The sequence below is a fragment of the Streptomyces sp. NPDC101237 genome, from assembly GCF_044767465.1.
Classification (GTDB): Bacteria; Actinomycetota; Actinomycetes; order Streptomycetales; family Streptomycetaceae; genus Streptomyces; species Streptomyces gramineus.
Window position 1 is genome coordinate 44,898 of sequence record NZ_JBIWNY010000016.1, and the last position, 22,190, is coordinate 67,087.

Below are 22,190 nucleotides of genomic sequence, written 5' to 3' on the forward strand. Positions count from 1 at the left end.
GTGGCGAGAGTGAGTGTGGTGGTCGTGATCGACGGACCGTACGAGGTGCTGGTCCTGCTAGGAGCCCTGGGGACCGCACCGTGGTGGCGAACGTGCCCCGGAACGAGGCGCTGGCCGCGCCGGAGCCGGACACCCCGGAGGCCGCCTGCTACTAGCCGTTGTACGTGCGCGAGTGGACGCGGTGGAACCACGCGCGCACGCTCGCGTCGGCCGCGGCGGCTGTCGTATACCTACTCGCCCGTATACGTACTCGCCCTGCCCTGAGCGTGGGTACCGGCCCGGGTCCGGGAGCGGTCAGGGGGAGAACCAGCGGCCGCCGGGACCGCTCCGGATCCCGGGCCGAGGAGGGGTCCGCGGAGAGCGCTGTCAGCCGCTCTGCGGGTCCGCGCCAGCGGACGTATCGTGGCCGCAAGGGTGCCGCCCCATGACGCATGGCCTGGGCCATCGCACGCGAGGAAGTCGACCATGGCCGATCCCAAGGGTTTCATGACCACGCCGCGGGAGGAGTGGCCCCGGCGGCCGGTTGAGGAGCGGGTCCGGGACTGGGACGAGGTGTACGTCCCCGGCGCGCTGCTGCCGATCATCACCAGGCAGGCGGACCGCTGCATGGACTGCGGGGTGCCGTTCTGCCACGACGCGTGTCCACTGGGGAACCTCATCCCCGAGTGGAACGACCTGGTGTCCCGGGAGGACTGGCGGGCGGCGGCCGACCGGCTGCACGCGACGAACAACTTCCCCGAGTTCACCGGGCGGCTGTGCCCGGCACCGTGCGAGGCGGGGTGCGTGCTCGCCATCAATCAGCCGGCCGTCACGATCAAGAACGTCGAGTGTGCCATCGCCGACCGGGCCTGGGTGGACGGGCTCGCCTCGCCGCGGCCGCCGGAGCGGCTGTCCGGCCGGACGGTAGCGGTGATCGGGTCCGGTCCGGCCGGTCTCGCGGCGGCGCAGCAGCTGACCCGGGCGGGTCACACCGTCGCCGTGTACGAGAAGGACGACCGGCTGGGCGGACTGATGCGGTACGGCATCCCCGCGTTCAAGATGGAGAAGCACCATCTGGAACGGCGGCTCGGGCAGATGCGGGCCGAGGGCACGAAGTTCCGCACGTCGGTGACGGTGGGACGGGACATCGGGGCGGCGGAGCTGCGGACGCGGTACGACGCGGTGGTGATCGCGACCGGTGCGACGGCGTGGCGGGAACTTCCGGTGCCGGGGCGGGAGCTGGCGGGGATCCATCAGGCGATGGAGTATCTGCCGCTGTCCAACCGGGTGGGCGAGGGGGATCTGGAGCGGTCGCCGCTGTCGGCGGCCGGCCGGCATGTGGTGATCGTGGGCGGGGGCGACACGGGGGCGGACTGCCTGGGGACGGCGGTGCGGGAGCGGGCCGCGTCGGTGACACAGCTGGACATCTACGCGCAGCCGGGCGCGGAGCGGGACGAGGACATCGAGCCGTGGCCGACGTATCCGAAGATCTACCGCTTGTCGGCGGCGCACGAGGAGGCGCGGGACCTGGAGACGGCGCCCCACGCGCACGCGGACGCCCGGCTGTTCGCGGCGTCGACGCTGCGCTTCACCGGCGACGGGAACGGGCGGGTGCGGGCGCTGCACCTGACGGAGGTGGACGCGGCGCGTCGGCCGCTGGAGGGCACCGGCCGGGAGCTGCCCGCCGACATGGTGCTGCTCGCGCTCGGTTTCTCGGGGCCCACCGCGGAGGACGGGCTCGTCGACCAGTTGGGCGTGGTGATGGAGCCGCGCGGGACGATCGCCCGGGACGCGGAGTTCACGACGAACGTGCCCGGCGTGTTCGTGGCCGGGGACGCGGCGCGCGGGCAGTCGCTCATCGTCTGGGCGATCGCGGAGGGCCGGGCGGTGGCGGCGGCCGTCGACCGCTACCTGACGGGGAGTTCGCGGCTGCCGTCGCCGATCTCGCCGTACGACCGGCCGATGACCGTGTAGGGGCGCCTGCGGAGGTGGGGTGCCGTCCCGGCTCGCCGGAGCCGGGACGGGCGCGGGGTCACGGCTTGCGGGCCACCGCCGCGTAGCCGGGAATCACCCCGTCGTCCTGGCCGGGCACCGGTTCGCCCAGTTCAGGATGCCAGTGGTGGACCACGGCGAGGCCGGGGTCGACCAGTTCCAGGCCGTCGAAGAAGCGGCCGAACTCCTCCTCGGAGCGCAGTGCCAGGGTGACGCCGGCCGCCTTGAGTTTCGCGGTGGCCGCCGCCGACTCCTGCGGAGTGAAGTCGGCGGTGGCGTGCGTCATCGTCAGGTAGCTTCCCGAGGGCAGTTCGGCGAGCAGCCTGCCGACCAGTTCGTGCGCGCCGTCCTCGTCGGGGACGAAGTGGAGCAGGGCGACCAGCGACAGCGCGACCGGGCGGTCGAGGTCCAGGATCTTGCGGGCACCGGCGACGATCGCCGCCGGGTCGCGCACGTCGGCCTGGAGGTACTCGGTCGCGCCCTCGGGCGTGCTGCGCAGCAGGGCGGACGCGTGGGCCAGCACGATCGGGTCGTTGTCGCAGTACACGACCCGGGCGTCGGGGGCGACGCCCTGGGCGACCTGGTGCAGGTTGGGCTCGGTCGGTATGCCCGTGCCGATGTCCAGGAACTGCCGCACGCCCCGCTCGGCGAGCCACCGGGTGGCGCGGTGCATGAAGGCCCGGTTGACGCGGGCCATCACCGGCACACGGGGGTCGAGGGCCAGCATCTGCCGGCCCATCTCCTCGTCGACCGGGTAGTTGTCCTTGCCGCCGAGATACCAGTCGTACATGCGTGCCGGGTGCGGCTTGCTGGTGTCGATCACGAGGCTCTCCGTAAGCGTCGGACAGGGTGGACGATCAATTCAGCACCATTACAGAGAAGTTGAACAAGACAAAGGGAACAGCTTCAGGAGAGCAGGAAGTCGGCCTCCCCTGCCTTGGCGCCCTCGATGAAGGCCGTCATCTCGTCCGTGGTGTAGATCAGCGCCGGTCCGTCGGGGTCGGTCGACTGGCGGACGGCGATCCGGCCGTCGGCCAGTTTCATCGCTTCCAGGCAGTTGCCGCCGTTGCCGCCGCTCCACGGCTTGTGCCAGCCCTCACTGCCCAGGTCCCGGGCGGGCATGCCGTTGTAGATCCGCTCGGTGCGGTTCCGTGGCCCGGACTGGGGTTTGATGCGATCCATTCACAGCTCCTTGCGGAGATCCCGGAGGATCTCCTTCGTGCGTTGTGCCGTAGCGGCATGCGCCGCCATGCGGTCCATGACCTCCAGGTGGCTCGCCACCTCGGCGCGCGCGTCGAGGTAGACGGCGCCGGTCATGTACTCGCTGTAGACCATGTCCGGCAGTTCGGGCATGGCGAATCGGAACAGCACGAAGGGCCCGTACGTCCCCGGGTGCGGCCCGCTCTCGAACGGGGCGACCTGGAGCGTCACGTTGGGCAGCTTCGTGACCTCGAGCAGCCGGTCGATCTGGGCGCGCATCACCTCCGGACCGCCGACCGGGCGGCGCAGGACGGTCTCGTCCATCACCGCCCAGAAGCGGGGGGCGTCGTCACGGGTGAGCAGACCCTGGCGCTGCATGCGCAGGGCGACATGGCGCTCGATCTCCTCGGGCTGGGTCTGGCCGACCGCGCCCGACTTCAGCACCCCGCGCGCGTACGCCTCGGTCTGCAGGAGGCCGGGCACGAAGTGCGGTTCGTAGGAGCGGATCAGGCTGGCCGCGCCCTCCAGGCTGACGTACATGGAGAACCAGCCGGGGAGGATGTCGTGGAACCGCTGCCACCAGCCGGGCCGGTTGGCGTCCTCGGCGAGCCGGACGAAGAGGTCGGCCTCCTCGTCGCCGACCCCGTAGGCCTTCAGGAGCAGTTGGAGGTACGGGATCTTGAGGGCGACCTCGGCCATCTCCATGCGGCGGACGGTGGCGGGGGCCACGCGGAGCACGCGGGCGGCCTCCTCGCGCTTGAGTCCGGCGCGTTCACGCAGGTCAAGGAGGCGCCGCCCGAGGACCACCTGGCCCACGGTCGGCGCGGACCGCGGCTCGCTCACGCTCCACCTCCACGAAGTTGCCCGGCCGGGCCGTCACTTGTGCCGCCGGCGGTATGGCCGACGCCACATACAGGTGTCACCCGGTTCCAGGTGTCAGCGGCGTGCTGACAGCCCAGCGGCGCCGTTCGAAGACTCGTCCGAGGGTCCGACGGTGTCACCAGGCCGGACGGTATGACCGAATTGACGGCAAAGGCCGGAAACTTCCCGCTTCAGTCGCATCGATCACATTGGCCGGATCGGTCCGCCGGATCCTCACTGATCCCAACTGGCGCCGCTCGACATGCTGTTGCGAGCAGTGTGCCACGGCGTCCCACCGCGTCACACAGCACTCTGCATTTTTCAGAGTGACCCTTGCCAAGTGTTCACGGCGGGGCGATAGTGGCAAGCGTGATTCCGTCCCCGCCCTTAGGAACAGACGCCGCCGCGGACCGTCCCGGTCTCGGCGCTGCCGCGGTTGTCGCCCCTGGTGGGGGCGGTGCCGAGCGCCGGTTCCGGTTCGAGCTGGCCGCTCATCCGGGTTCGCCCGCCCAGGCGAGACGCCTGGTGCGTGCCCGGCTGACCGGCTGGTCGGTCTGCGCGGACACCTGTGACACCGCCCTGCTCGTCATCTCCGAGCTGGTCACCAACGCGATCGTGCACACCGCGACCAGTCGCGTCGTGTGCGAGGTGCGGGACCAGGACGGCACGGTGCGCATCGCCGTGCAGGACGAGGGCTGTGCACCGGACGAGCCCCACCCGTCCCCACAGCGTCCGGAGGAGGAGCACGGGAGGGGGTTGCTCCTCGTCGAGGCGCTGTGCAAGGCCTGGGGAGCTCAGGAGCACGGTTCCGGGCTGCTGGTCTGGGCGGAACTGCCGCACCGGACCGCCGTCCCGGACTCCGCCGAGCCCCGCGACGATCTGGGATGGGGCGCCCGCCCCGACCCGGGCCCCTCGCGCGGCCCGTCCCGGGGACCGTCGCACGGGCCCGCGCACAGCCCGGTCCACCGTCCCTCGCCCGGTTCCGGGGAGGAGGGGCAGTCGGAGGCGGTGCTGCGCCCGGTGCCCGGGCGGAGGCGGCCGTGAACGGCATCCCCGGTTCCGGCCGGTCGCTGGGCCTGGACACCCTGGTCCGGCTGCAGCGCGGCCGGCCGTCGGCCGCCCCGGACGGTGACCGCCGGCACCCGGTGCCGGAGGGCATGACGACCCCGCTGGGCTGCGACGCCGTGGCCGTACCGGCCCGCCTCGGGCCGCTGGTGATCCCCCGGCTGCCGCGGGTGGGGTGCGTGTACGCCGACGGTACGCGCTGGTGGTGGATCGTCCCGTCCGACTCCGACTACGCGCTCAGCTGGCCCGCCCCGGCCCACTACAGTCCGGGCGCCCCGCTTCCCGGCGCCGCCCGGCTGATCCACCGCTCCGAGGGCACCGTGCCGTACACCCCGCCGATACCGCTCTACCTCGCCCTGTGCCGGGTGACGGGGACGACCCCGGAGTGGTCCCGCCCCCTGAGCGCCTGACCACCGCACGGTCACGGCCGACGGCGACGCGAAGCCCGCGGCCGTCGGCCGCGCCGCCGTAGGACCAGCCGCGCGGGACGCCGCAAGAGGAACCGGCCGCCGCGCGCCACGACCGCCGCCGGGGCGGGCACCGCGGCCGCCGGGACCGCCCGTCTCGGGAGGCGGTCCGGGAGCCGGCCGCCGTCGCGGACACCGTCCCCGCCTCCGCACCCCCGCCGCACTCCCCCGTGCCCCGCGAGCCCCGCCGTACGCCCTGCCCGGCGCCCGCCGGGGCCGCGATAGTGGCCGTTCGTCCACGGCCCTGGGGAGGAACGCGGTGACGAAGAGGCGGGACACGGCGGCGTCCGAGGTGTCGGAGTCGGAGCGGCTGCTGTTCGGGGGGCCGCTCCGCTACGACATGGGCTGGAACCAGCACCGGGACGCCTTCCTGGAGCTGGACCTGCGGGCGATGCTGGCCCGCCTGCCGGGCATGCTCACGTCCAGCCTGCGGCTGGCCCGCCAGGCGGACCCCGGCGCCGCGCGCGTGGTGCTGGCCGCGCAGGTGGCCATCGGCGTGACCCAGGCGGTCAGCCTGCTGGCCGTCAACAGCGTGCTGGGCCGGCTGATCGGCGGCGGAACCATCGAGGAACGGCTGGACGGCGCCGCCCCGGCCCTGGTGACCATGGCCGCCGTGCTGTTCCTGGCCGCCGTGCTGCGCGCCGCGTCCACCTACGCCACCGGCCGCCTGGAACCCAAGGTCGAGCGGGTGGCGACCGAGATGTACCTGGAGCGCGCGGCGGCCGTCGAGCTCGCCGCGATCGAGGACCACGCCTTCCACAAGCTGCTGGACACCGCGCAGTACGGCGCCTCCTCCGCCCGCCGCATGATCATGTACGGCACGCGCGTGGTGAACGCGATGATCTCGCTGATCGCCGCGGCCGGCGTGCTGACCGTGCTGCACCCGGCGCTGCTGCCGCTGCTGATCACGATGACCATCCCGAGCGCGTGGGGCGCGCTGACCAACGCACGGCGCCGCTACGAGTCGTTCCACACCTGGGTGCAGCACGCCCGCGCCGGACATCTGATCAGCTCGCTGCTCACCGAGCCGGAGGCGGCGCCGGAGATCCGGGTGCACGGGGTCGGTCCGTTCCTGCTGCGGCACTTCCGGGCGATGTCGGAGACGGCGGAGGCGGAGCAGGCCCGGCTGGCCCGGCTCGCGGCCCGCACCGGCCTGATCGCGGCCGCCTGGACGGGGCTGGCGACGGTCGCCACGTACGCGACGCTGGGCGGACTGCTGCTGAGCGGGGCGATGGCCCTGTCGGTGGCCGGTACCGCGGTGATCGCCATCCGGACCGGCTCGGCGAGCCTGAACACGCTGGTGCTGGAGGTCAACACGCTGCACGAGGAGGCGCTGTTCGTCGGCGACCTGGAGCGGCTGTACGTCGAGGCCGCCGAGCGGGCCATCCCGACCGGCGGCGACACGCTCCCGGACGACCCGCGGGAGATCCGCTTCGAGAAGGTCACGTTCACCTACCCCGGTGACGCCGCCCGTCCCGCCCTGGACGACGTCTCCCTCACGCTCCCGCTCGGCCGGATCGTCGCCCTGGTCGGCGAGAACGGCTCCGGCAAGACCACCCTGGTCAAGCTGCTGGCCGGGCTGTACCAGCCGGACCGGGGCCGGATCCTGTGGGACGGGGTCGACGCGGCCCGCGCCGACCGGCACCGGCTGGCCGAGCGCATCGCGATGGTGGCCCAGGACTTCAAGCGCTGGCCCTTCACCGCCAAGGTCAACGTGGCCGTCGGCCGCTCGTCGGCGCCGCTCACCGAGGAGCGGCTGACCCGGTCGGTCTCGGAGGCGGGCGCCCAGGAGGTGGTCGAGGACCTGCCGCGCGGCCTGGACACCCTGCTGGCCCGCAACTTCAGCGGCGGGCACGAGCTGTCCGGCGGGCAGTGGCAGCGCCTCGGCATCGCGCGGGCCGCCTACCGGCGCGGGCACATCCTGATCGTGGACGAGCCGACGGCCGCCCTGGACGCCCGGGCCGAGCTGGAGGTCTTCGAGAAGATCCGCGCGCTGGCGGGCGGCGGCCAGACCGTCGTCCTGATCACCCACCGCCTGGCGTCGGTGCGCCACGCCGATCTGGTGCACGTCCTCGACCAGGGCCGGGTGGTGGAGTCCGGGACCCCGGACGAACTCCTGGCGAGCGGCGGTGTCTACGCGGAGCTGTACGCGCTCCAGGCGGACCAGTTCACGGCCAAGGTGCCCGCCCGCGAGGCGGGTTAGCCCCGGGCTCCGCCGCCGCCGCGCACGATGACCAGGAACGTGTCCGTCGCCAGGTCCATCACGACCTCCGCGGGCATGCCTTCGAGCCGTCGCGCGTGCGCGAACTCCTCCGCCGGCCATGATCCCCGCGGCCCGCCTGCGGGAAAGCGTTCGAGCACGGTTCGCCCGTTCACCATCCTGCACCTCCAACCAGTGCGTCGTACTTGTTGGAGTTAACGCTGCGGAGAACGCGGACGGCTCGCCCGGTGACGGTACTGAGACTCAACCGACACGCCACCGGCGCGGAGGGTGAGAGTCCGTTGACATTCGGCCACCTTCGTGACCGTTCGTGTCAGTCTTCGTACTCGTCGTGATAGCGCACCCGGTCGCTGCCCGCCGGCAGCCGGCCGAGCGCCGTGAGGTCGAGCAGCGAGTCGGTCGAGCCGAGTCCGTCGAGAGCGCGGCCGTGGGCCGAGTAGGTGTGGAAGACGCGGTCGTGTTCGCGCAGGAAGCAGCTGATTCCGGGCCGTTCGACCGGCTCGTCGTCGACCATCAGGGTGGCCCCGAAGTCACGGTTGAAGTCGCTGTGGCACGAGGAGTACCAGGCCAGCGTCCAGCCCATCCGGGCCTTGAACGGCAGGATCCTGGTGAACGGGGCCCGGGAGACCACCGCGAACGAGGTGCCGCGCGCCCGCAGATGAGCGAGGTGGCCGATCTGGTCCAGGAACGCGGCGCAGTTGGGACAGCCGGCCTCCCACTCCGGGGCGAACATGAAGTGGTGGACGATCAGTTGGGCGCGTCCGTCGAAGAGGTCGAGCAGGGTGGCCTTGCCGTCGCCGCCTTCGAGGACGTACTCGGGGTCGACCTCGACCATCGGGAGCCGGCGCCGTTCGGCGTTGAGCGCGTCCCGCGCGCGGGTGAGCGCCTCTTCCTTGAGCAGTAACTCCTCGCGCGCGGCGCGCCACCGCTCGCGCGAGACGATCTCCGGAAGCGACATGGGCCCTCCTGTACGACGGTCGGTTCCGGGTGCTGACCGCCGCGGGACGCAGAACTCATCGCCGCCGCCGAAGATTTTTCCGCGCGGCCCGACGGTGCCGTTCCGCGGGCTCGGCGGCGGCCGTCGGCGAGAGACGCTCACCGCCTCGACGTAGCACCCGGTCCTCGGGCCGGGCGAGGCGGACCGCGCGTCCCGTCCTGCCCCTGTCGCACACCGGCCGGGACCCCGACCCCGGCCGGTCCGCCGGACCTGCCGTCGGTGGGCGAGGATCCGGCGGTGCGCCGCGGGGCGCCGGGGTCGGACCACGCTCCGGTGTGGGCGCGCTTCGGGGACGGAGAACGCCCGGCCCGGCCGCCGCCTACGCCGCGGCCGGCATCCGCGGCACCGTGAGCCCGAGCCGCCGCCCGCCGTGTTCCAGTTCGGCCGCCAGGTCCTCCAGTCGCCGGGTGTGCAGGGTGGTGAGGCGTCCGGTCTCGTCGAGGTGCACGGCGCACGCGGTGGTCGTGTCCACGAGCCGTTCGAGTACCGCGGCCACCTCGTCGGTGCCCTCGGAGTGCCGGGCGAGGGCGGGGAGTTCGGCGGCGGCGAGGGCGATGGCGGTGCGGGCCTCGGCGAGGGTGCGGTAGGCCTCGCGGCGCAGGGCCCAGCGTTCGCCGCGGTCGGCGGACTCGCTCAGGACGTGGCCGAGGTAGGCGTGCGCGGCCCGTCCGGCGGCCGCGAGCCGGGCCCGCACCCCGCCGCCCCGCTTCCCGGCCATCGGCAGATGTCCCACGACCAGCACGATCGCGCAGGCGAGCAGGGTCTCGCCGATGCGGCCGGCGGAGGCCTGCGGTTCGCCGCCGGCCATGACCAGGGCGAGCACGAGGACGGTGGCGACGGCGGTCTGGGCGGCGAAGTGCCGGGTGGCCACCGGCAGGACCGCTCCGCAGACGGCGACCAGCGCGACCAGTCCTCCGGGCCGGGGCAGTACGGCGGCGAGGACCGCGAAGACGAGGGCGCCGAGGACGGTGCCGGCGGCCCGGCACAGCACCCGGGAGGCGAGCGGTCCGAGGTCGGGCTTGACGAGGAAGACGGCGGTGGCGGGCAGCCAGTACCAGTGCTGGTGCTCGCCGTACCAGCGGGCGTGGTGCAGGGCCTGGGCGAGGCCGGCGGCGGCCCCGAAGCACAGGGCGACGCGCAGCCCGTACTCCCGGCCGCCGCTGCCGAGCGCGGCCCGCAGGACCTCCTGGGGGCCGCGGCGCCGGACGGGCGGCAGGTGCCCGCCGTCGCCGGCCCGGTCGAAGGCCTCGGCGGCGCGCAGCAGGGCGTCGTCCAGGGCGCGCAGGGCGGGCGCCGACCGGGACGGCGCGGGCAGCGGTCCGCCGCCGCGGCCGCCGCGGACCGCGGCGGCCAGCCGGCGCGGGCCCTCGGCGGCCCGCCCGGAGATCCGTTCCTCCGCCCAGGCCAGCGCGGTGGCCGCCTCGGCGAGGGGCAGTGCGGCGGCGTACTGCGCGTGCAGCCGGCGCTCGGCGGCGGAACTGGCGTGGCGCCGCAGCCGGGGTCCGGTGAGCGCGTCCTGGGCGTGGTCGAGTGCGGCGGTGAGCGCTCCTCGCCGTTCCAGGGCGGTCGCGGTGCCGACGGCGGCGAGCAGGTCGGCGACGGCGTCGTACACGGCGGCGACGGCGTCCCGTTCGCCGTCGAAGCGGTAGTCGCCGCCGAGGGCGCCCGGGGTGGGCAGGGCCACGCGCAGCACCAGCAGCCAGCCGGCTCCGGCGAGGAAGGCGAGGGCGCGCTGCCAGCCCGCTTCGGGCACCGGCATGCCGGCACCGACGGCGGCGGCGACCAGGAACTGCGTCCCGGCCCCGGAGGCGACCGGCCCGACGGCGCTGGTGGCGCCCGCGACCAGGCCGAGCACGGTGAGCAGAAGGGTCAGGGGCAGGGCGGTGAGGTGTGCGCCGCCGTAGGTTCCGGCGAGCAGTCCGGCGGCGCCGGCGGCCGCGGGCGCCCCGAGCCGGCGCACGGCGGCCCGCCGGCTGCCGGGCCGGTCGTTGATCCCGGCGAGCATCGCGGCGATGGCGGCGATCACGCCGAGGGAGGTGTGGTGGAGGACGACGGAGACCAGCAGGAGCGGCCCGGCGGCCAGCGCGCCTCTCGTCACGGCGCTCCAGGGCACGGGCCCGCGCTGTGCGCGCAGGGCGTGTGCGAGCCAGGGCGGCGGGGCGACACGAGGGGACACGGGGCTCCTGTCCGGGCGAGGGCGGGGTGTGCCTTCGGACGACGGTGGCCGGGCTGTCGGGTTCGGTGTTCCCAGGGTAGGCGGTGTTCCCGTACGGAAAGGTCCGTTCGTGTGTCGCAGGTGTGACGAGTGGGACGGGGAGCCGTGTTCCTCATGAACGCGACGTCACGGGGAACGGGAGCGTGAACGGGCACGGAACGGGAGCGGAACGGGAGCGGGCCCGGGGGCGTAGCCTGCCCCCGGGCCCTGGAGAGCCGCCCATCGTCACACGCCGGCACACTGGAGAACCCGGGTCAGTCGTGAGGTCGCCGCGTCCTTCCTTTGGACCACCACGCATCGAGCTGCGCGGGCAGGACTTGAACCTGCATTTCGACGTGCTGGGGCCCGAGCCCGGTCGATCCGGCGATCGGCGGCGAATGCTGAGTCTGGAGCGAGAGTCTGAGATTCAACGCGGTCCGCCCCGTGTTCTGTGGGGTACGACCGCTCGTCACGACAAGGCTCAGCTTCAGCTTTGCGCTCCTCGCGCACCCCGGCCGCACAGGGCCGGGAGTCTGGAATCGGCTATCCGAAGAGATAGCCGAAGACGGCGTCACCGACCCGCTGGTCGACGACGTCGGCGCCGTTCGCCTCTTCGCGGGCGAATTTGACGGCCTGCTGCAACTTCTCGACCCGGTCGAGGAGTTCGTTGACACGCCGGGCGGGCAGGGCACCGGAGAACTTCACGGTGGTCCAATACCCCACCGGAATGTCCTCGTAGTAGACCTCGACCTGCGCCGGGTGTTTCTCGGTCGCCTCGGCCTTCACGTGGTTGCGGGGGACCTTCTTGGTCCGCAGGGTCCGCACCGGCTCGGTCTTCCAGGCGTCGGTGGAGGGGTCCTGCACCCACGACTCGGAGGCGTCGAGCACGGGCAGCTTCCGTACGAAGGTGTTGAGGTCGACGAGCTGCTTCTCCAGGAACAGCAGGTAGGAGACGGGCACGCCGGCGACCAGCACCCGTCCGTCCAGGCTCACGTCGGCCGTGGCCGCGCAGTTGGCCCAGTCCTTGGTGGCGGTCACGTCGAAGAGCCGCGTCAGCGTGGCCGAGGTCTCCCGGAGCACGTCCTCGGCCTTGACCTGGACCCGCGTGGACTCGGGCGGCAGCTGCTCGCCCTCTTCGTCCTTCGGCTGATAGGTCCGCGAGATACCGGCCAGCAACGCGGGCTTCTGCAGTCCGTGATGAGCCGCCGTCAGGTCCTGATGTGCCTTGGACTTGATGCCCTTCTCGACCGCGATGATCTGATTGAGTTTCGCCACGTGAAGGAAGGTAGCAGCGCCGACTCGGCCCTTTCCAACGGATTTTCGAGCGGTGAAAGAATGTGGTGCGCGCGCCGGAGCGAATACCCCTTGGAGGGCGTTCTCACGACTCCCGGAGATCGCGGTGCCGGTGGCGGGTCGGCGGATGGTCGAGTTCTTCGGCGACGCTGAGCAGGGCGTCGGGCGGCGTCGCCCGCAGTCGTTTGCGGGCCGCGGTGCGAAAGGCCCGCAGCGCGGCCCTGGCCGTCGACTCGTACGACCCCTGGGGCCGGGCGTTCAGGGCTCGTGGGTAGGTGTACGCCGTGAAGGCCCGGACGACGGGCACCGGTACGGGACGGCGTCCGGCGGCGCGTCGGGGCGACATCTCCCCGGCCGGGTAACGGAGTTCGGCGAGGACATGGAAGGTGCACGGTCCCGGAAGGCCGCGGGGCCAGTGTGCCGGGCCGGTGCGATGCCTGCTGGGGACGTGGTGGACGGTGCGTGAGACGGCGGCCTCCGAGATGTCACCGGTGAGCGCGGTCCGGGCCGCCGGCGGTCCGGACTCCGGCGGTGTGCCCGAAAGCGCCGTGTCCGCGGGTGCGCCCTGCGCCCGCGGGCGCAGGACTGACGGCCGGAAGCCGCTCTGTCCAACGGATATGGGGGTGCGCTCACGGCCCGGTGTCCGGATGATCGGGACACTGCCCGTCGTCTGCCCGAGGAACCGCCGTGATCCGTCGTGCCATCGCCCACGCTCTCTTCCCGCCGCCCGGCTACGCACACGCCTCCGTGGTCGAGGCCGGGACGCGGCTCGCGTTCCTCGCCGGGGCCGTGCCGCTCGACGCCGACGGGCAGCTGGCTCCGGGCGATCCGGTGCGGCAGGCCCGGCAGGCCGTCGCCAATCTCCGCGAGCAACTGCGGTCCGTGGGCAGCGATCTGGCGCACGTGGTGGCCACCGACGTGTACGTCGTGAGTGGTGATCCGGCCGAACTGTCCGCCGTCTGGCAGGTGGTCAGGGCCTCCGGGATCGGTGCGGGACCGCATTCCTCGACCCTGCTCGGGGTGGCCTGCCTCGGGTACACCGGGCAGCTGGTGGAGATCACGGCCACGGCCGTCGTGCCCGCGGCGGCGGGTGAGGAGGCGGTGCTGCGCCGGGCGGCGGGAGCGGACGCCGGTGCCGTCGCCGACGTCTGGCTGCGGTCGTTCTCCGCCGCGCTGCCCACCGTCGTCCGCCCCCGTTCCGACGACGAGGTACGGGCGTACTTCCGGGACGTGGTGGTGCCGGAGCGGGAGACCTGGCTCGCGGAGGCGGACGGCCGGGTGGTGGGCGTGATGGTGCTCAACGGGGAGCTGCTGTCCCAGTTGTACCTGGACCCCGAGTGGCGGGGACGCGGCCTCGGCGACCGGTTCGTCGCACTGGCCAAGGAGCGCTCGCCACGGGGGCTCACGCTCTGGACGTTCCAGGTCAACAGGCCCGCCCACCGGTTCTACGAGCGGCACGGCTTCGTCGCCGTCGAGCGCACGGACGGCAGCGGGAACGAGGAGCGGGAGCCGGACGTGCGCTACGTCTGGCGGCCCTGAGGCCCGGCGCCCGATACGGCGGCTCCCGTCACCGGTGGCGCCGGCGGCGGTGGGCACGCGCTGTCCGGGCGTGCCGTCCGGGTCAGAGCCCGGCCGCCTCGGCCGCCGTCCGCAGGACGTCGCGGAGCATCTCGGGGGTGAGGCGGCCGGTGAAGGTGTTGCGCTGGCTCACGTGGAAGCAGCCGAAGAGGTCGAGGCCGCCGAGATCGACCCGGGCGCCGTGCGCGAAGGCAGGGCGTGGCCGGGGCACGTCCCAGCCGGCCGCGGCCAGCGCGGGCAGTGCCGCCTGCCAGCCGAAGGCGCCGAGCACGACGGCGGCGCGTGCGGTCGGCCGCAGCAGCGTCAGCTCCTCGACCAGCCAGGACCGGCAGGTGTCGCGCTCCGCGGGAGTCGGCTTGTTGTCGGGCGGAGCGCAGTGCACGGGCGCCGTGATGCGCACGCCGTACAGTTCCAGGCCGTCGCCGATGCGCTCCGCCGTCGGCTGCGAGGCGAGCCCGACGTCGTACAGCGCCTGGTACAGCACGTCGCCGGAGCGGTCGCCGGTGAACATCCGGCCGGTGCGGTTGGCGCCGTGCGCGGCCGGTGCGAGCCCGATGATCAGCAGCGGCGCGTCGGCCGGTCCGAAGCCGGGGACCGGCCGCCCCCAGTACGTCCAGTCGGCGAACGCGGCACGCTTGGTGCGGGCCACCTCCTCTCGCCAGGCGACCAGGCGCGGGCAGGCCCGGCACTCGCTGATCCGCTGGTCGAGGAGGGCGAGAGGGTCGGGCGAGGAGTCAGGCGGGCGGGGCACGTGGTCAACGGTAGGCCACGGGGTCCCGGGCGTGCGGGCGGTGCCCGATCGGCGGGCGCACCGCCCCGGCGTCCACGACATCGGCTCCGTGTCTCCCGGCCCGGCGGGCTAAGGTCGGGGCATGGCTTCTGAGGACGCGGGCTCGGGCACCGGGCACGACAGCGGTGGGACGGCGCGTCCCGCCCCGGCCGAGTCCGCCGGCGACACGGCGGCTGCCGCCGCCCCGGCCCCCGATCCGGCCGCTGTCGCCGCGGCCGTGGCCGCCGCCGAGGCCGCGGGTCCCGCTCCCGGCGAGAACGTGCGGATCGACAGCTGGATCTGGGCCGTACGCCTGGTCAAGACGCGTTCGGCGGGCGCCACCGCCTGCCGGGGCGGGCATGTCCAGGTGAACGGCGAGCGGGTCAAGCCCGCCCACTCCGTGCGCGTCGGCGACGAGGTACGGGTGCGTCAGGAGGGGCGGGAGCGGATCGTCGTCGTGAAGCGTCTGATCCGCAAGCGGGTCGGTGCCCCGGTGGCGGCGCAGTGCTACGTCGACAACTCCCCGCCGCCCCCGCCCCGCGAGGCCTTCGTCCCCATCGGCCTGCGCGACCGCGGCACCGGCCGCCCCACCAAGCGCGACCGGCGCGATCTGGAACGGCTGCGCGGCTTCGGCGGGACCGGCGGCGCGGGTGGACCGGGTGGACCGGGTGGACCGGGCCGGCCGGGCGGCGGACGGTGATCCGGCGGTCCCCGGCCCAGCCCTCCGCGCCGTTGCCCGCCCGGCCCGCGCAGGCGTCAGGCCCGGGCCCGGAGGAGCCCCCACAGGCGGGCGTTCTGGCCGCGCCGGGCCCAGGCGATCAGCGCCAGCGGCACGATCAGGACGAGCGGGGTCGCCGCGTTCTGGCCGTCGAAGACGGTGAGCTGGACGATGAACGCGCCCACCATGAGCGCGCTCAGCGCCGTCGCCGCCACCGACTGCAGCACCGGGACCAGCAGGGCGGCCGCACCGGCCAGTTCGAGCACTCCGATGGTGTACATGCCGGCGCTGCCCCAGCCGATCCGGTCGAAGGACTCGACGGCCGTCGGGTGCGCGATCAGTTTGGGCAGCGCGCTCGCACCGGCGTAGAAGAGGGCGAGCAGCACCTGCACCGTGCGCAGGGCGAGCCGGGCCGCCCTGCGGCCACGGGCGGTCGCAGGGCCGGCGACGACCGGGGCGGGAGCGGTGAGGGCGGCGGAAGCGGCGGACTCGGTCATGGGGTTCTCCTGGGGAAGCGGTCCCTGATGCTGTCACCGGGGTAGACCCACGGGCCGCGGAGAACTCATCGGCCGCGGCGGGCGGTTGCCGGCCGGCCGCCGCTTCCCGCTATACGGCCGGTACCGCCTTCACCCACATGCCGTCCTCGGTCAGGTACTCGGCGACGCGCAGGCCCGCCTCCGCGAGCGCCTCCTCGAACTGCTCCCGGGTGAGCGGCCGGGCCAGGAACGTCTGCGTCCAGGCCGCGTCCGGGAACTCGTACTCCACCCGCACCGAGTTCACCCCGTCCCCGACCGGTTCCGCGGACACCACCCGCACGGTGTACCCGGCGGGGTCGCGCCGTTCCCTCGGGACGTCCGCGTGGTAGTCGGCGCCCTCCCGCTGGACGAGGACGCAGCCGCCGTCCGCCACGTGCGCCGCGCAGGTGCGCAGCATCCCCCGGCGTACCTCCGCGTCCCCGGTGTGCACCAGGAAGGAGGCAAGCAGCACCACGTCGAACCTCTCGGCGAGGTCGAGCCCTTCGATGGTGGCGTGCACCGTGCGCGCGCCCCGGACGCGCTCCAGCATCTGCGCCGACTCGTCCACCGCGGTGACCGTGAAGCCGCGTTCCAGCAGCGGGTGGGTCATCCGGCCGACGCCGCTGCCCAGTTCCAGGACGGAGGCGCTGGCCGGGACCGCCGCCGCCACGATGCCCGGTTCTGCCCCGGCGGACAGCCGCGCGTAGAGCTCGACCGCGCAGCCGTCCGGGGTGATCGCGCCCGGCCCCGTCCCCTCGTACCCGTCACGCATCTCGACCGTCATGCCCGTCCAACGACGCGCCCCGGCGGGGACGTTCCCGACGCGGTGTCACCCTTCCCAGGGAAACCAGCCGTGTCCGAGGTACCAGTGGCCGCCGGCCCGCAGGTGGTCGCCGACCGCCCGCTCCACCGAGGTGCGCCGGGGCAGGTCCGGTACCGGCAGGTCCGGGGCGCCGAAGACGAACTGCACGGCGGTGGTGTCCACCGGTTCCGTGTCCTCGTGGCCGGGCCGGAAGCGGTCCTGGAAGCGGACGATGTTCGAGTCCGCGCGCAGGTAGCGCCTCAGCTGCGGGTCGAGCAGCCAGGAGTGACAGGTCGCGGCCTCGTACCGCTCCTCGGGGAAGTGGCGGGCGAAGAACTCCCGCGCCAGGGCCAGTGAGCGGTCGCAGGCGGCGGGGCTCAGCGGACCGTGGTGGTCGGGGATGTGCAGGTTCAGGCAGGGCCGGCCGGGGGCTGCGGTTCGGGCCGGGCCCGTCGCGGTGGCGCTGATCGCCCGGGCGGTGCGCTCGCCGAGCCGGGCCCGCTCGTACTGGAGCCGGCCCAGCTGGTAGAGGTCGCCGCGGAAGTGCCGGACGAGCCAGGCCGCCTGGACCGGCGACAGCCCTCCCGTGCCGTGCCGCCTGCGGTGCAGCGCCATGGTGCGTCCCAGGTCGGCGAGGGTGTGCCGGGACACGTCGGCGGGGACGCCCCGGGCCCGGTGGCAGGCACGGGCGTGGGGCAGCGCGGCGACGAAGGCGTGGACGAGGAGGTGTCCTTCCAGTGCGGCCGGAGCGGCGGCGAGGAGTTCACCGAACCTGGACGCCCCGTCCGGGCGCTCCCCGGCGCCCGTGGCGCCGGTGATCTCCTCGGTGCACGCGGCGAGCAGCCGGAGCACTCCGGGATCGGCGGTCACGGCCCGCCGCAGGCCCACGACCGTGTTGATGTCCTCGTGCGGCACGGCGAGGTCGATGAGCAGGTCGGGCAGGTCGTCGGCGTCCGGCAGCACGGCGGTGTCCCCCTTGGTGAACGTCCTGGTCGAAGAGTACGTTGCAAGGAGGAGTGGTGATCCATGGCGCGTACGGGCAGTGAACCGGCGACCGCGCGCAGTGCGCTGCGGGCCCGGTTGTGGCTGAGTGTGTGGGGCGTGGCCTGGGCGATCTTCGGTACGGCGGCGTTCGCGCTGGTCGGCCGGCCCGGCTGGGCGGCCGCCTGCGGAGTGCTGTGGCTGGTGGCCACCGCCGACCTGGTCATGATCCTCCGGCACATCCGGCAGGGCCCGCACTATCAGCCGGGCCGGGACGTGCCGCCGTACCCGCCCGCGGACGGCGGCGGCCCGCGGCGCGTGCGGCGCCCGCCGCAGCACGGTCATCCGTGAGCGGCCGTCCGCTCACCCGGCGTCGTCGAAGCGCGCCGCCCTGAGGTACTCCGGGTTCGGGTCGAGGGCGGCGGCCAGCCGGAAGTGGCGTATCGCGAGGTCGGCGCGGCCCTGGCGCTGGTAGGTGCGGGCGAGCGCGAAGTGCGCGAACGCGTTGTCCGGCTCACGCTCCAGGACGATGGTGAACTCCAGCTCGGCGGGACGCAGTTGCGCGGCGGCGAAGAAGGCACGCGCGCGCAGCAGCCGGGCGGCGGTGTTCTCGGGGTGGGCGGCGATCACTTTGTCGAGCAGTTTCACCGCACCCCGCGGGTCCCGCGCGTTGAGCAGTTGCTCGGCGGCACGGAAGTCGATGACGTGCGTCTCCGGAGTACGTCCGGTCGAACCGCTGGTCTCGGGCACGGCAGAGTCCTTCCCTCGCTGAAGCGGTTCAACGCCCGGACGGGTGTCCGCTATTTCGGCGACGCGTGGCGGCTACTGCGGGCCGCCGTCCCCGGCCCTGCGCGCGAGGTCCGCCCACACCTGCGCGACGCGCCGTTCGAGGACGTCCAGGGGTACGTCGTTGTCGATCACGATGTCGGCGATCTCAAGGCGCTGCTCGCGCGTCGCCTGGGCGGCCATGCGCGCCCGCGCGTCCTCCTCGGTCATGCCGCGGAGCCTGGTCAGCCGGTCGAGCTGGGTCTCGGGGGCGACGTCCACGACGACCACGACGTCGTAGAACGGGGCGAGGCCGTTCTCGGTGAGGAGCGGGACGTCGTTGACCACGACCGCGTCGGGCGCGGCCGCGTCCTCCAGCTCGCGGGACCGGGCACCGACCAGGGGGTGCACGATCGAGTTCAGCACGGCGAGCTTCGCGGGGTCGGCGAAGACGATCGAGCCCAGCTTCGGCCGGTCCAGGGCGCCGTCGGCACCGAGCACGTCCGGCCCGAAGGCCTCCACGACGGCCGCCAGGCCGTCGGTGCCCGGCGCGACGACCTCACGCGCGATGCGGTCCGCGTCGACCAGCACCGCGCCGTGCCCGACGAGCAGCCGCGACACCTCGCTCTTGCCGGCGCCGATCCCGCCGGTGAGGCCTACTTTCAGCATGCCCCGAAGCTTAGAGCCTGCCGCCGGGGCCGCCTCGGACGGGCCTAGTTCTCGCCCTCACGCTCGGCGAGGAAGCGTTCGAACTCCAGGCCGATCTCGTCGGCCGAGGGGATCTCGACCGGTTCGGCGAGCATGTTGCCGCGGGTCTCGGCGCCCGCCGCGGCGTCGTACTGGTGCTCGAGGCCCTGCACGAGGGCGGTGAGTTCCTCGTCGCCCTCCTGGACCTGGCGGTCGATCTCCGTCTGCGTGCGGTGCGCGTCGGTGCGCAGGGCGTGCGCGATGCTCGGCAGCACCAGTCCGGTCGCGCCCGTGACGGACTCCAGCACGGTCAGGGCCGCGTCGGGATAGGCGGAGCGGGCGATGTAGTGCGGGACGTGCGCGGCGACGCCGAGGACGTCGTGCCCGGCCTCCATGAGGCGGTACTCGACGAGCGCCTCCGCGCTGCCGGGCACCTGGGCCTCGTCGAAGGGGCTGCTGTGGCCCGGGACGAGATCGGTGCGGTTGCCGTGCGGCGTGAGGCCGACGGGGCGGGTGTGCGGGACGCCCATGGGGATGCCGTGGAAGTTCACGGAGAGCCGGACGCCGAGCCGTTCCACGATCTGGCGTACGGCGGCGGCGAAGCGCTCCCACTCGACGTCCGGCTCGGGCCCGGACAGCAGCAGGAACGGCGCGCCCGTGGCGTCCTGGACCAGGCGGACCTCGATGCCGGGCTCCTCGTACTCCGTCCAGCGGTCCCGCTTGAAGGTCAGCAGCGGGCGGCGCGCCCGGTAGTCCACGAGCCGGTCGTGGTCGAAGCGGGCGACGACCTGGTGGGGCAGCGAGTCGAGGAGCCGGTCGACGATCTGGTCGCCGGTCTCACCCGCGTCGATGTATCCGTCGAAGTGGTAGAGCATGACAAGACCGGCCGACTCCTGGGCCAGCGCCATGTCCACCACGGCGAGGCCCTTCGGCTCCCATGCGTACAAACCCTGCGGATCAAGCACTGTGACCGCTCCTCCTCGTGTTCGTACGGGACAACAGAGCGTGGACGGCGGGCATTCCCGCCCGGCTCGATCCGGCGATCAGGCACCGGCTTCCGATGCCGGCGGACGGTGGCGGTGGTCCGTGCCCGTGCGCGCGGGCGCCGCCGCCGCGAACGGCGCGGCGGGCGGACCTAGTTCACGGTGGAGCCGACGGACGGCCGGGAGCGGCCGGTCCGGGGAAGGGACGCGCATCGGGCCGTGGGCGACGGCCGTGGGCGACGCGTTGTGCCGTACGCACCCGAGCGGGAGACACCGAGGCCTCCGGGAACGCCGAAGGGCCGCACCTCGGAAGGTACGGCCCCTCGGTCACCGGCTATGCCCGGTGGCTAGCTGTTCAGCTCTGGCCACCCGCGAGCTTCTCGCGGAGCGCGGCCAGCGCCTCGTCGGAGGCCAGCGCACCGGAGGTGTCCGCACCCTCGGAGGAGTACGAACCGCCACCCGAAGCGGCCGGAGCGGCAGCCTCGCCACCCTCGGCGGCAGCGGCAGCGTCGGCCTCGCGGCTCTTGATGACCTGCTGCTGGTGCTGCTCGAAGCGCTGCTGCGCCTCGGCGTACTGGTGCTCCCACGCCTCGCGCTGGGTCTCGTAGCCCTCGAGCCAGTCGTTGGTCTCGGGGTCGAAGCCCTCGGGGTAGATGTAGTTGCCCTGGTCGTCGTACGACGCGGCCATGCCGTACAGCGTCGGGTCGAACTCGACCGAGGCCGGGTCGGTACCGAAGGACTCGTTGGCCTGCTTGAGGGACAGCGAGATCCGGCGACGCTCCAGGTCGATGTCGATGACCTTGACGAAGATCTCGTCGTTGACCTGGACGACCTGCTCCGGGATCTCCACGTGGCGCTCGGCCAGCTCGGAGATGTGGACCAGACCCTCGATGCCCTCGTCCACGCGGACGAACGCACCGAACGGAACCAGCTTGGTGACCTTACCCGGGACGACCTGGCCGATCTGGTGGGTCCGGGCGAACTGCTGCCACGGGTCTTCCTGGGTCGCCTTCAGCGACAGGGAGACACGCTCGCGGTCCATGTCGACGTCGAGAACCTCGACGGTGACTTCCTGACCGACCTCGACGACCTCGGACGGGTGGTCGATGTGCTTCCAGGACAGCTCGGAGACGTGGACCAGGCCGTCGACGCCACCCAGGTCCACGAAGGCACCGAAGTTGACGATCGAGGAGACCACACCGGAGCGGACCTGACCCTTCTGGAGGGTCGTGAGGAACGTCTGGCGGACCTCGGACTGGGTCTGCTCCAGCCAGGCACGGCGGGACAGGACCACGTTGTTGCGGTTCTTGTCCAGCTCGATGATCTTGGCCTCGAGCTCCTTGCCCACGTAGGGCTGGAGGTCGCGGACGCGGCGCATCTCGACCAGGGAGGCCGGGAGGAAGCCACGGAGGCCGATGTCGAGGATGAGACCACCCTTGACGACCTCGATGACGGTACCGGTGACGATCCCGTCCTCTTCCTTGATCTTCTCGATGGTGCCCCAGGCACGCTCGTACTGGGCGCGCTTCTTCGAGAGGATCAGGCGGCCTTCCTTGTCCTCCTTCTGGAGAACAAGGGCCTCGATCTCGTCACCGACGGCGACGACCTCGTTGGGGTCGACGTCGTGCTTGATGGAGAGCTCGCGGCTCGGGATGACGCCTTCGGTCTTGTAACCGATGTCGAGCAGGACCTCGTCCCGGTCGACCTTCACGATGACGCCGTCGACGATGTCGCCGTCGTTGAAGTACTTGATCGTCTCGTCGATCGCGGCGAGGAAGGCTTCCTCGTTACCGATGTCGTTGACCGCTACCTGCGGGGTGGTGGCGGTGGTCTCGGTGCTGCTCGTCATGTGGGAAAGGGCTCCGGTACGGACATTGAAGTCGTAGGTACTGCTTACGCCGGGAGCCCGTTTCGCTCTGATGAAGCCGGACAGCCAAGGAAGCGCCACACAAAAATGCCAGCGGCGCCTCGACAACCGAGGGGACATACAACAGATGCGAGCGCGACCTACTACGTCTGAGGTGCGCAGGCCCGCAGCGCAACTTGTAGCATACGGGGGCAGCCGGACAGGGTCAATGCGCGAAGGCGCACACCCGGGGCGGATCGCCGCATACCCGGCACAA

At 73.0% G+C, this 22,190-nt stretch carries 23 protein-coding genes and 1 pseudogene; 8 read left to right on the forward strand and 16 right to left on the reverse strand.

The features are described 5' to 3' along the window. Positions 1-465 precede the first annotated feature (465 nt). Positions 466-1,953 carry a glutamate synthase subunit beta gene (locus ACIRQ9_RS24150; protein ID WP_404177055.1) on the forward strand — a complete coding sequence of 496 codons (1,488 nt, stop codon included), beginning with the start codon at positions 466-468 and terminating at the stop codon, positions 1,951-1,953. A gap of 58 nt (positions 1,954-2,011) precedes the next feature. Here the strand turns inward: ACIRQ9_RS24150 and ACIRQ9_RS24155 are convergent, their stop codons facing one another. The 3 genes from ACIRQ9_RS24155 to ACIRQ9_RS24165 form a co-directional block, all read right to left on the reverse strand. Next, positions 2,012-2,794, reverse strand: a complete 783-nt coding sequence (locus ACIRQ9_RS24155) for an SAM-dependent methyltransferase (protein ID WP_404177058.1) — start codon at positions 2,792-2,794, stop codon at positions 2,012-2,014. Between the two features lie 83 nt (positions 2,795-2,877). Further along, positions 2,878-3,153: a DUF397 domain-containing protein gene (locus tag ACIRQ9_RS24160; RefSeq protein ID WP_123978005.1), complete on the reverse strand. Its 276-nt coding sequence runs from the start codon at positions 3,151-3,153 to the stop codon at positions 2,878-2,880. Continuing rightward, positions 3,154-4,014, reverse strand: coding sequence for a helix-turn-helix domain-containing protein (locus ACIRQ9_RS24165; RefSeq protein WP_404177061.1), 861 nt, complete (start codon positions 4,012-4,014; stop codon positions 3,154-3,156). Between the two features lie 378 nt (positions 4,015-4,392). On the opposite strand from ACIRQ9_RS24165, the gene ACIRQ9_RS24170 reads away from it, so the two are divergent. The 3 genes from ACIRQ9_RS24170 (at position 4,393) to ACIRQ9_RS24180 (ending at position 7,767) form a co-directional block, all read left to right on the forward strand. Next, a complete protein-coding gene (locus ACIRQ9_RS24170; protein WP_404177065.1) occupies positions 4,393-5,076 on the forward strand; it encodes an ATP-binding protein in 684 nt (227 codons plus the stop codon). Next, a complete protein-coding gene (locus ACIRQ9_RS24175; RefSeq protein WP_404177068.1) occupies positions 5,073-5,507 on the forward strand; it encodes a hypothetical protein in 435 nt (144 codons plus the stop codon). The genes ACIRQ9_RS24170 and ACIRQ9_RS24175 overlap by 4 nt, the downstream gene beginning before the upstream one ends. Before the next feature lie 397 nt (positions 5,508-5,904). After that, the gene (locus ACIRQ9_RS24180) at positions 5,905-7,767 is read left to right on the forward strand and encodes an ABC transporter ATP-binding protein (RefSeq protein WP_404177457.1); all 1,863 of its coding nucleotides are present in this window, start codon (positions 5,905-5,907) and stop codon (positions 7,765-7,767) included. On the opposite strand, the gene ACIRQ9_RS24185 is transcribed toward ACIRQ9_RS24180, so the two are convergent. From ACIRQ9_RS24185 to ACIRQ9_RS24205, 5 genes are all read right to left on the reverse strand, one after another. Continuing rightward, positions 7,764-7,943, reverse strand: coding sequence for a hypothetical protein (locus ACIRQ9_RS24185; RefSeq protein ID WP_404177071.1), 180 nt, complete (start codon positions 7,941-7,943; stop codon positions 7,764-7,766). The two genes, ACIRQ9_RS24180 and ACIRQ9_RS24185, sit on opposite strands and share 4 nt — an antisense overlap. 155 nt (positions 7,944-8,098) lie before the next feature. Continuing rightward, positions 8,099-8,743, reverse strand: coding sequence for a DUF899 domain-containing protein (locus ACIRQ9_RS24190; protein ID WP_404177074.1), 645 nt, complete (start codon positions 8,741-8,743; stop codon positions 8,099-8,101). Between the two features lie 358 nt (positions 8,744-9,101). Beyond that, on the reverse strand, positions 9,102-10,958 hold the full coding sequence (locus ACIRQ9_RS24195) for an FUSC family protein (RefSeq protein WP_404177077.1): 1,857 nt from the start codon (positions 10,956-10,958) through the stop codon (positions 9,102-9,104). Positions 10,959-11,519: 561 nt separating this feature from the next. After that, positions 11,520-12,251, reverse strand: coding sequence for a hypothetical protein (locus tag ACIRQ9_RS24200; RefSeq protein WP_404177080.1), 732 nt, complete (start codon positions 12,249-12,251; stop codon positions 11,520-11,522). A 103-nt stretch (positions 12,252-12,354) separates the two neighbouring features. After that, positions 12,355-12,615, reverse strand: coding sequence for a hypothetical protein (locus ACIRQ9_RS24205; protein WP_404177083.1), 261 nt, complete (start codon positions 12,613-12,615; stop codon positions 12,355-12,357). 443 nt (positions 12,616-13,058) lie between these two features. Here ACIRQ9_RS24205 and ACIRQ9_RS24210 point away from each other — a divergent pair. Together ACIRQ9_RS24210 and ACIRQ9_RS24215 are read left to right on the forward strand one after the other, a co-directional pair. Next, positions 13,059-13,286 (forward strand): annotated as a pseudogene (locus tag ACIRQ9_RS24210) (RidA family protein); the annotation flags it as partial. A 57-nt stretch (positions 13,287-13,343) separates the two neighbouring features. Continuing rightward, positions 13,344-13,808: a GNAT family N-acetyltransferase gene (locus ACIRQ9_RS24215; RefSeq protein ID WP_404177460.1), complete on the forward strand. Its 465-nt coding sequence runs from the start codon at positions 13,344-13,346 to the stop codon at positions 13,806-13,808. 82 nt (positions 13,809-13,890) lie between these two features. Here the strand turns inward: ACIRQ9_RS24215 and ACIRQ9_RS24220 are convergent, their stop codons facing one another. Next, positions 13,891-14,598: a uracil-DNA glycosylase gene (locus tag ACIRQ9_RS24220; protein ID WP_404177086.1), complete on the reverse strand. Its 708-nt coding sequence runs from the start codon at positions 14,596-14,598 to the stop codon at positions 13,891-13,893. A 121-nt stretch (positions 14,599-14,719) separates the two neighbouring features. Here ACIRQ9_RS24220 and ACIRQ9_RS24225 point away from each other — a divergent pair, with 121 nt between their 5' ends. Further along, on the forward strand, positions 14,720-15,316 hold the full coding sequence (locus ACIRQ9_RS24225; protein ID WP_404177089.1) for an RNA-binding S4 domain-containing protein: 597 nt from the start codon (positions 14,720-14,722) through the stop codon (positions 15,314-15,316). A 56-nt stretch (positions 15,317-15,372) separates the two neighbouring features. On the opposite strand, the gene ACIRQ9_RS24230 is transcribed toward ACIRQ9_RS24225, so the two are convergent. The 3 genes from ACIRQ9_RS24230 to ACIRQ9_RS24240 form a co-directional block, all read right to left on the reverse strand. After that, entirely contained in the window at positions 15,373-15,831 is a 459-nt protein-coding gene (locus ACIRQ9_RS24230; RefSeq protein WP_404177092.1) for a DoxX family protein, read from the reverse strand. A gap of 109 nt (positions 15,832-15,940) precedes the next feature. Continuing rightward, entirely contained in the window at positions 15,941-16,621 is a 681-nt protein-coding gene (locus ACIRQ9_RS24235) for a class I SAM-dependent methyltransferase (RefSeq protein ID WP_404177463.1), read from the reverse strand. 57 nt (positions 16,622-16,678) lie between these two features. Further along, on the reverse strand, positions 16,679-17,614 hold the full coding sequence (locus ACIRQ9_RS24240; protein WP_404177095.1) for an acyltransferase domain-containing protein: 936 nt from the start codon (positions 17,612-17,614) through the stop codon (positions 16,679-16,681). A gap of 63 nt (positions 17,615-17,677) precedes the next feature. Here ACIRQ9_RS24240 and ACIRQ9_RS24245 point away from each other — a divergent pair, with 63 nt between their 5' ends. Then, entirely contained in the window at positions 17,678-17,983 is a 306-nt protein-coding gene (locus ACIRQ9_RS24245; RefSeq protein WP_404177098.1) for a DUF6343 family protein, read from the forward strand. Positions 17,984-17,995: 12 nt separating this feature from the next. Here ACIRQ9_RS24245 and ACIRQ9_RS24250 read toward each other — a convergent pair whose 3' ends face one another. The 4 genes from ACIRQ9_RS24250 to rpsA form a co-directional block, all read right to left on the reverse strand. Then, complete coding sequence (locus ACIRQ9_RS24250) at positions 17,996-18,382, reverse strand: tetratricopeptide repeat protein (RefSeq protein ID WP_404177101.1); 387 nt, start codon at positions 18,380-18,382, stop codon at positions 17,996-17,998. 72 nt (positions 18,383-18,454) lie between these two features. Further along, a complete protein-coding gene (gene coaE / locus ACIRQ9_RS24255; protein ID WP_404177104.1) occupies positions 18,455-19,066 on the reverse strand; it encodes a dephospho-CoA kinase in 612 nt (203 codons plus the stop codon). A gap of 44 nt (positions 19,067-19,110) precedes the next feature. Continuing rightward, positions 19,111-20,049 (reverse strand): PAC2 family protein, encoded by a 939-nt coding sequence (locus ACIRQ9_RS24260; protein WP_404177107.1) that lies wholly within the window; start codon positions 20,047-20,049, stop codon positions 19,111-19,113. 373 nt (positions 20,050-20,422) lie between these two features. Beyond that, a complete protein-coding gene (rpsA, locus tag ACIRQ9_RS24265; protein WP_404177110.1) occupies positions 20,423-21,916 on the reverse strand; it encodes a 30S ribosomal protein S1 in 1,494 nt (497 codons plus the stop codon). Between the last annotated feature and the right edge of the window lie 274 nt (positions 21,917-22,190).

Bases quoted from the DNA above. Each gene is read 5' to 3' on its own strand.
- ACIRQ9_RS24150 (WP_404177055.1), top strand. From the start codon at position 466: ATGGCCGATCCCAAGGGTTTCATGACCACGCCGCGGGAGGAGTGGCCC.
- ACIRQ9_RS24160 (WP_123978005.1), bottom strand. From the start codon at position 3,153: ATGGATCGCATCAAACCCCAGTCCGGGCCACGGAACCGCACCGAGCGG.
- ACIRQ9_RS24180 (WP_404177457.1), top strand. From the start codon at position 5,905: ATGGGCTGGAACCAGCACCGGGACGCCTTCCTGGAGCTGGACCTGCGG.
- ACIRQ9_RS24185 (WP_404177071.1), bottom strand. From the start codon at position 7,943: ATGGTGAACGGGCGAACCGTGCTCGAACGCTTTCCCGCAGGCGGGCCG.
- ACIRQ9_RS24190 (WP_404177074.1), bottom strand. From the start codon at position 8,743: ATGTCGCTTCCGGAGATCGTCTCGCGCGAGCGGTGGCGCGCCGCGCGC.
- ACIRQ9_RS24205 (WP_404177083.1), bottom strand. From the start codon at position 12,615: ATGTCGCCCCGACGCGCCGCCGGACGCCGTCCCGTACCGGTGCCCGTC.
- ACIRQ9_RS24225 (WP_404177089.1), top strand. From the start codon at position 14,720: ATGGCTTCTGAGGACGCGGGCTCGGGCACCGGGCACGACAGCGGTGGG.
- ACIRQ9_RS24230 (WP_404177092.1), bottom strand. From the start codon at position 15,831: ATGACCGAGTCCGCCGCTTCCGCCGCCCTCACCGCTCCCGCCCCGGTC.
- ACIRQ9_RS24235 (WP_404177463.1), bottom strand. From the start codon at position 16,621: ATGCGTGACGGGTACGAGGGGACGGGGCCGGGCGCGATCACCCCGGAC.
- ACIRQ9_RS24245 (WP_404177098.1), top strand. From the start codon at position 17,678: ATGGCGCGTACGGGCAGTGAACCGGCGACCGCGCGCAGTGCGCTGCGG.
- coaE (WP_404177104.1), bottom strand. From the start codon at position 19,066: ATGCTGAAAGTAGGCCTCACCGGCGGGATCGGCGCCGGCAAGAGCGAG.
- rpsA (WP_404177110.1), bottom strand. From the start codon at position 21,916: ATGACGAGCAGCACCGAGACCACCGCCACCACCCCGCAGGTAGCGGTC.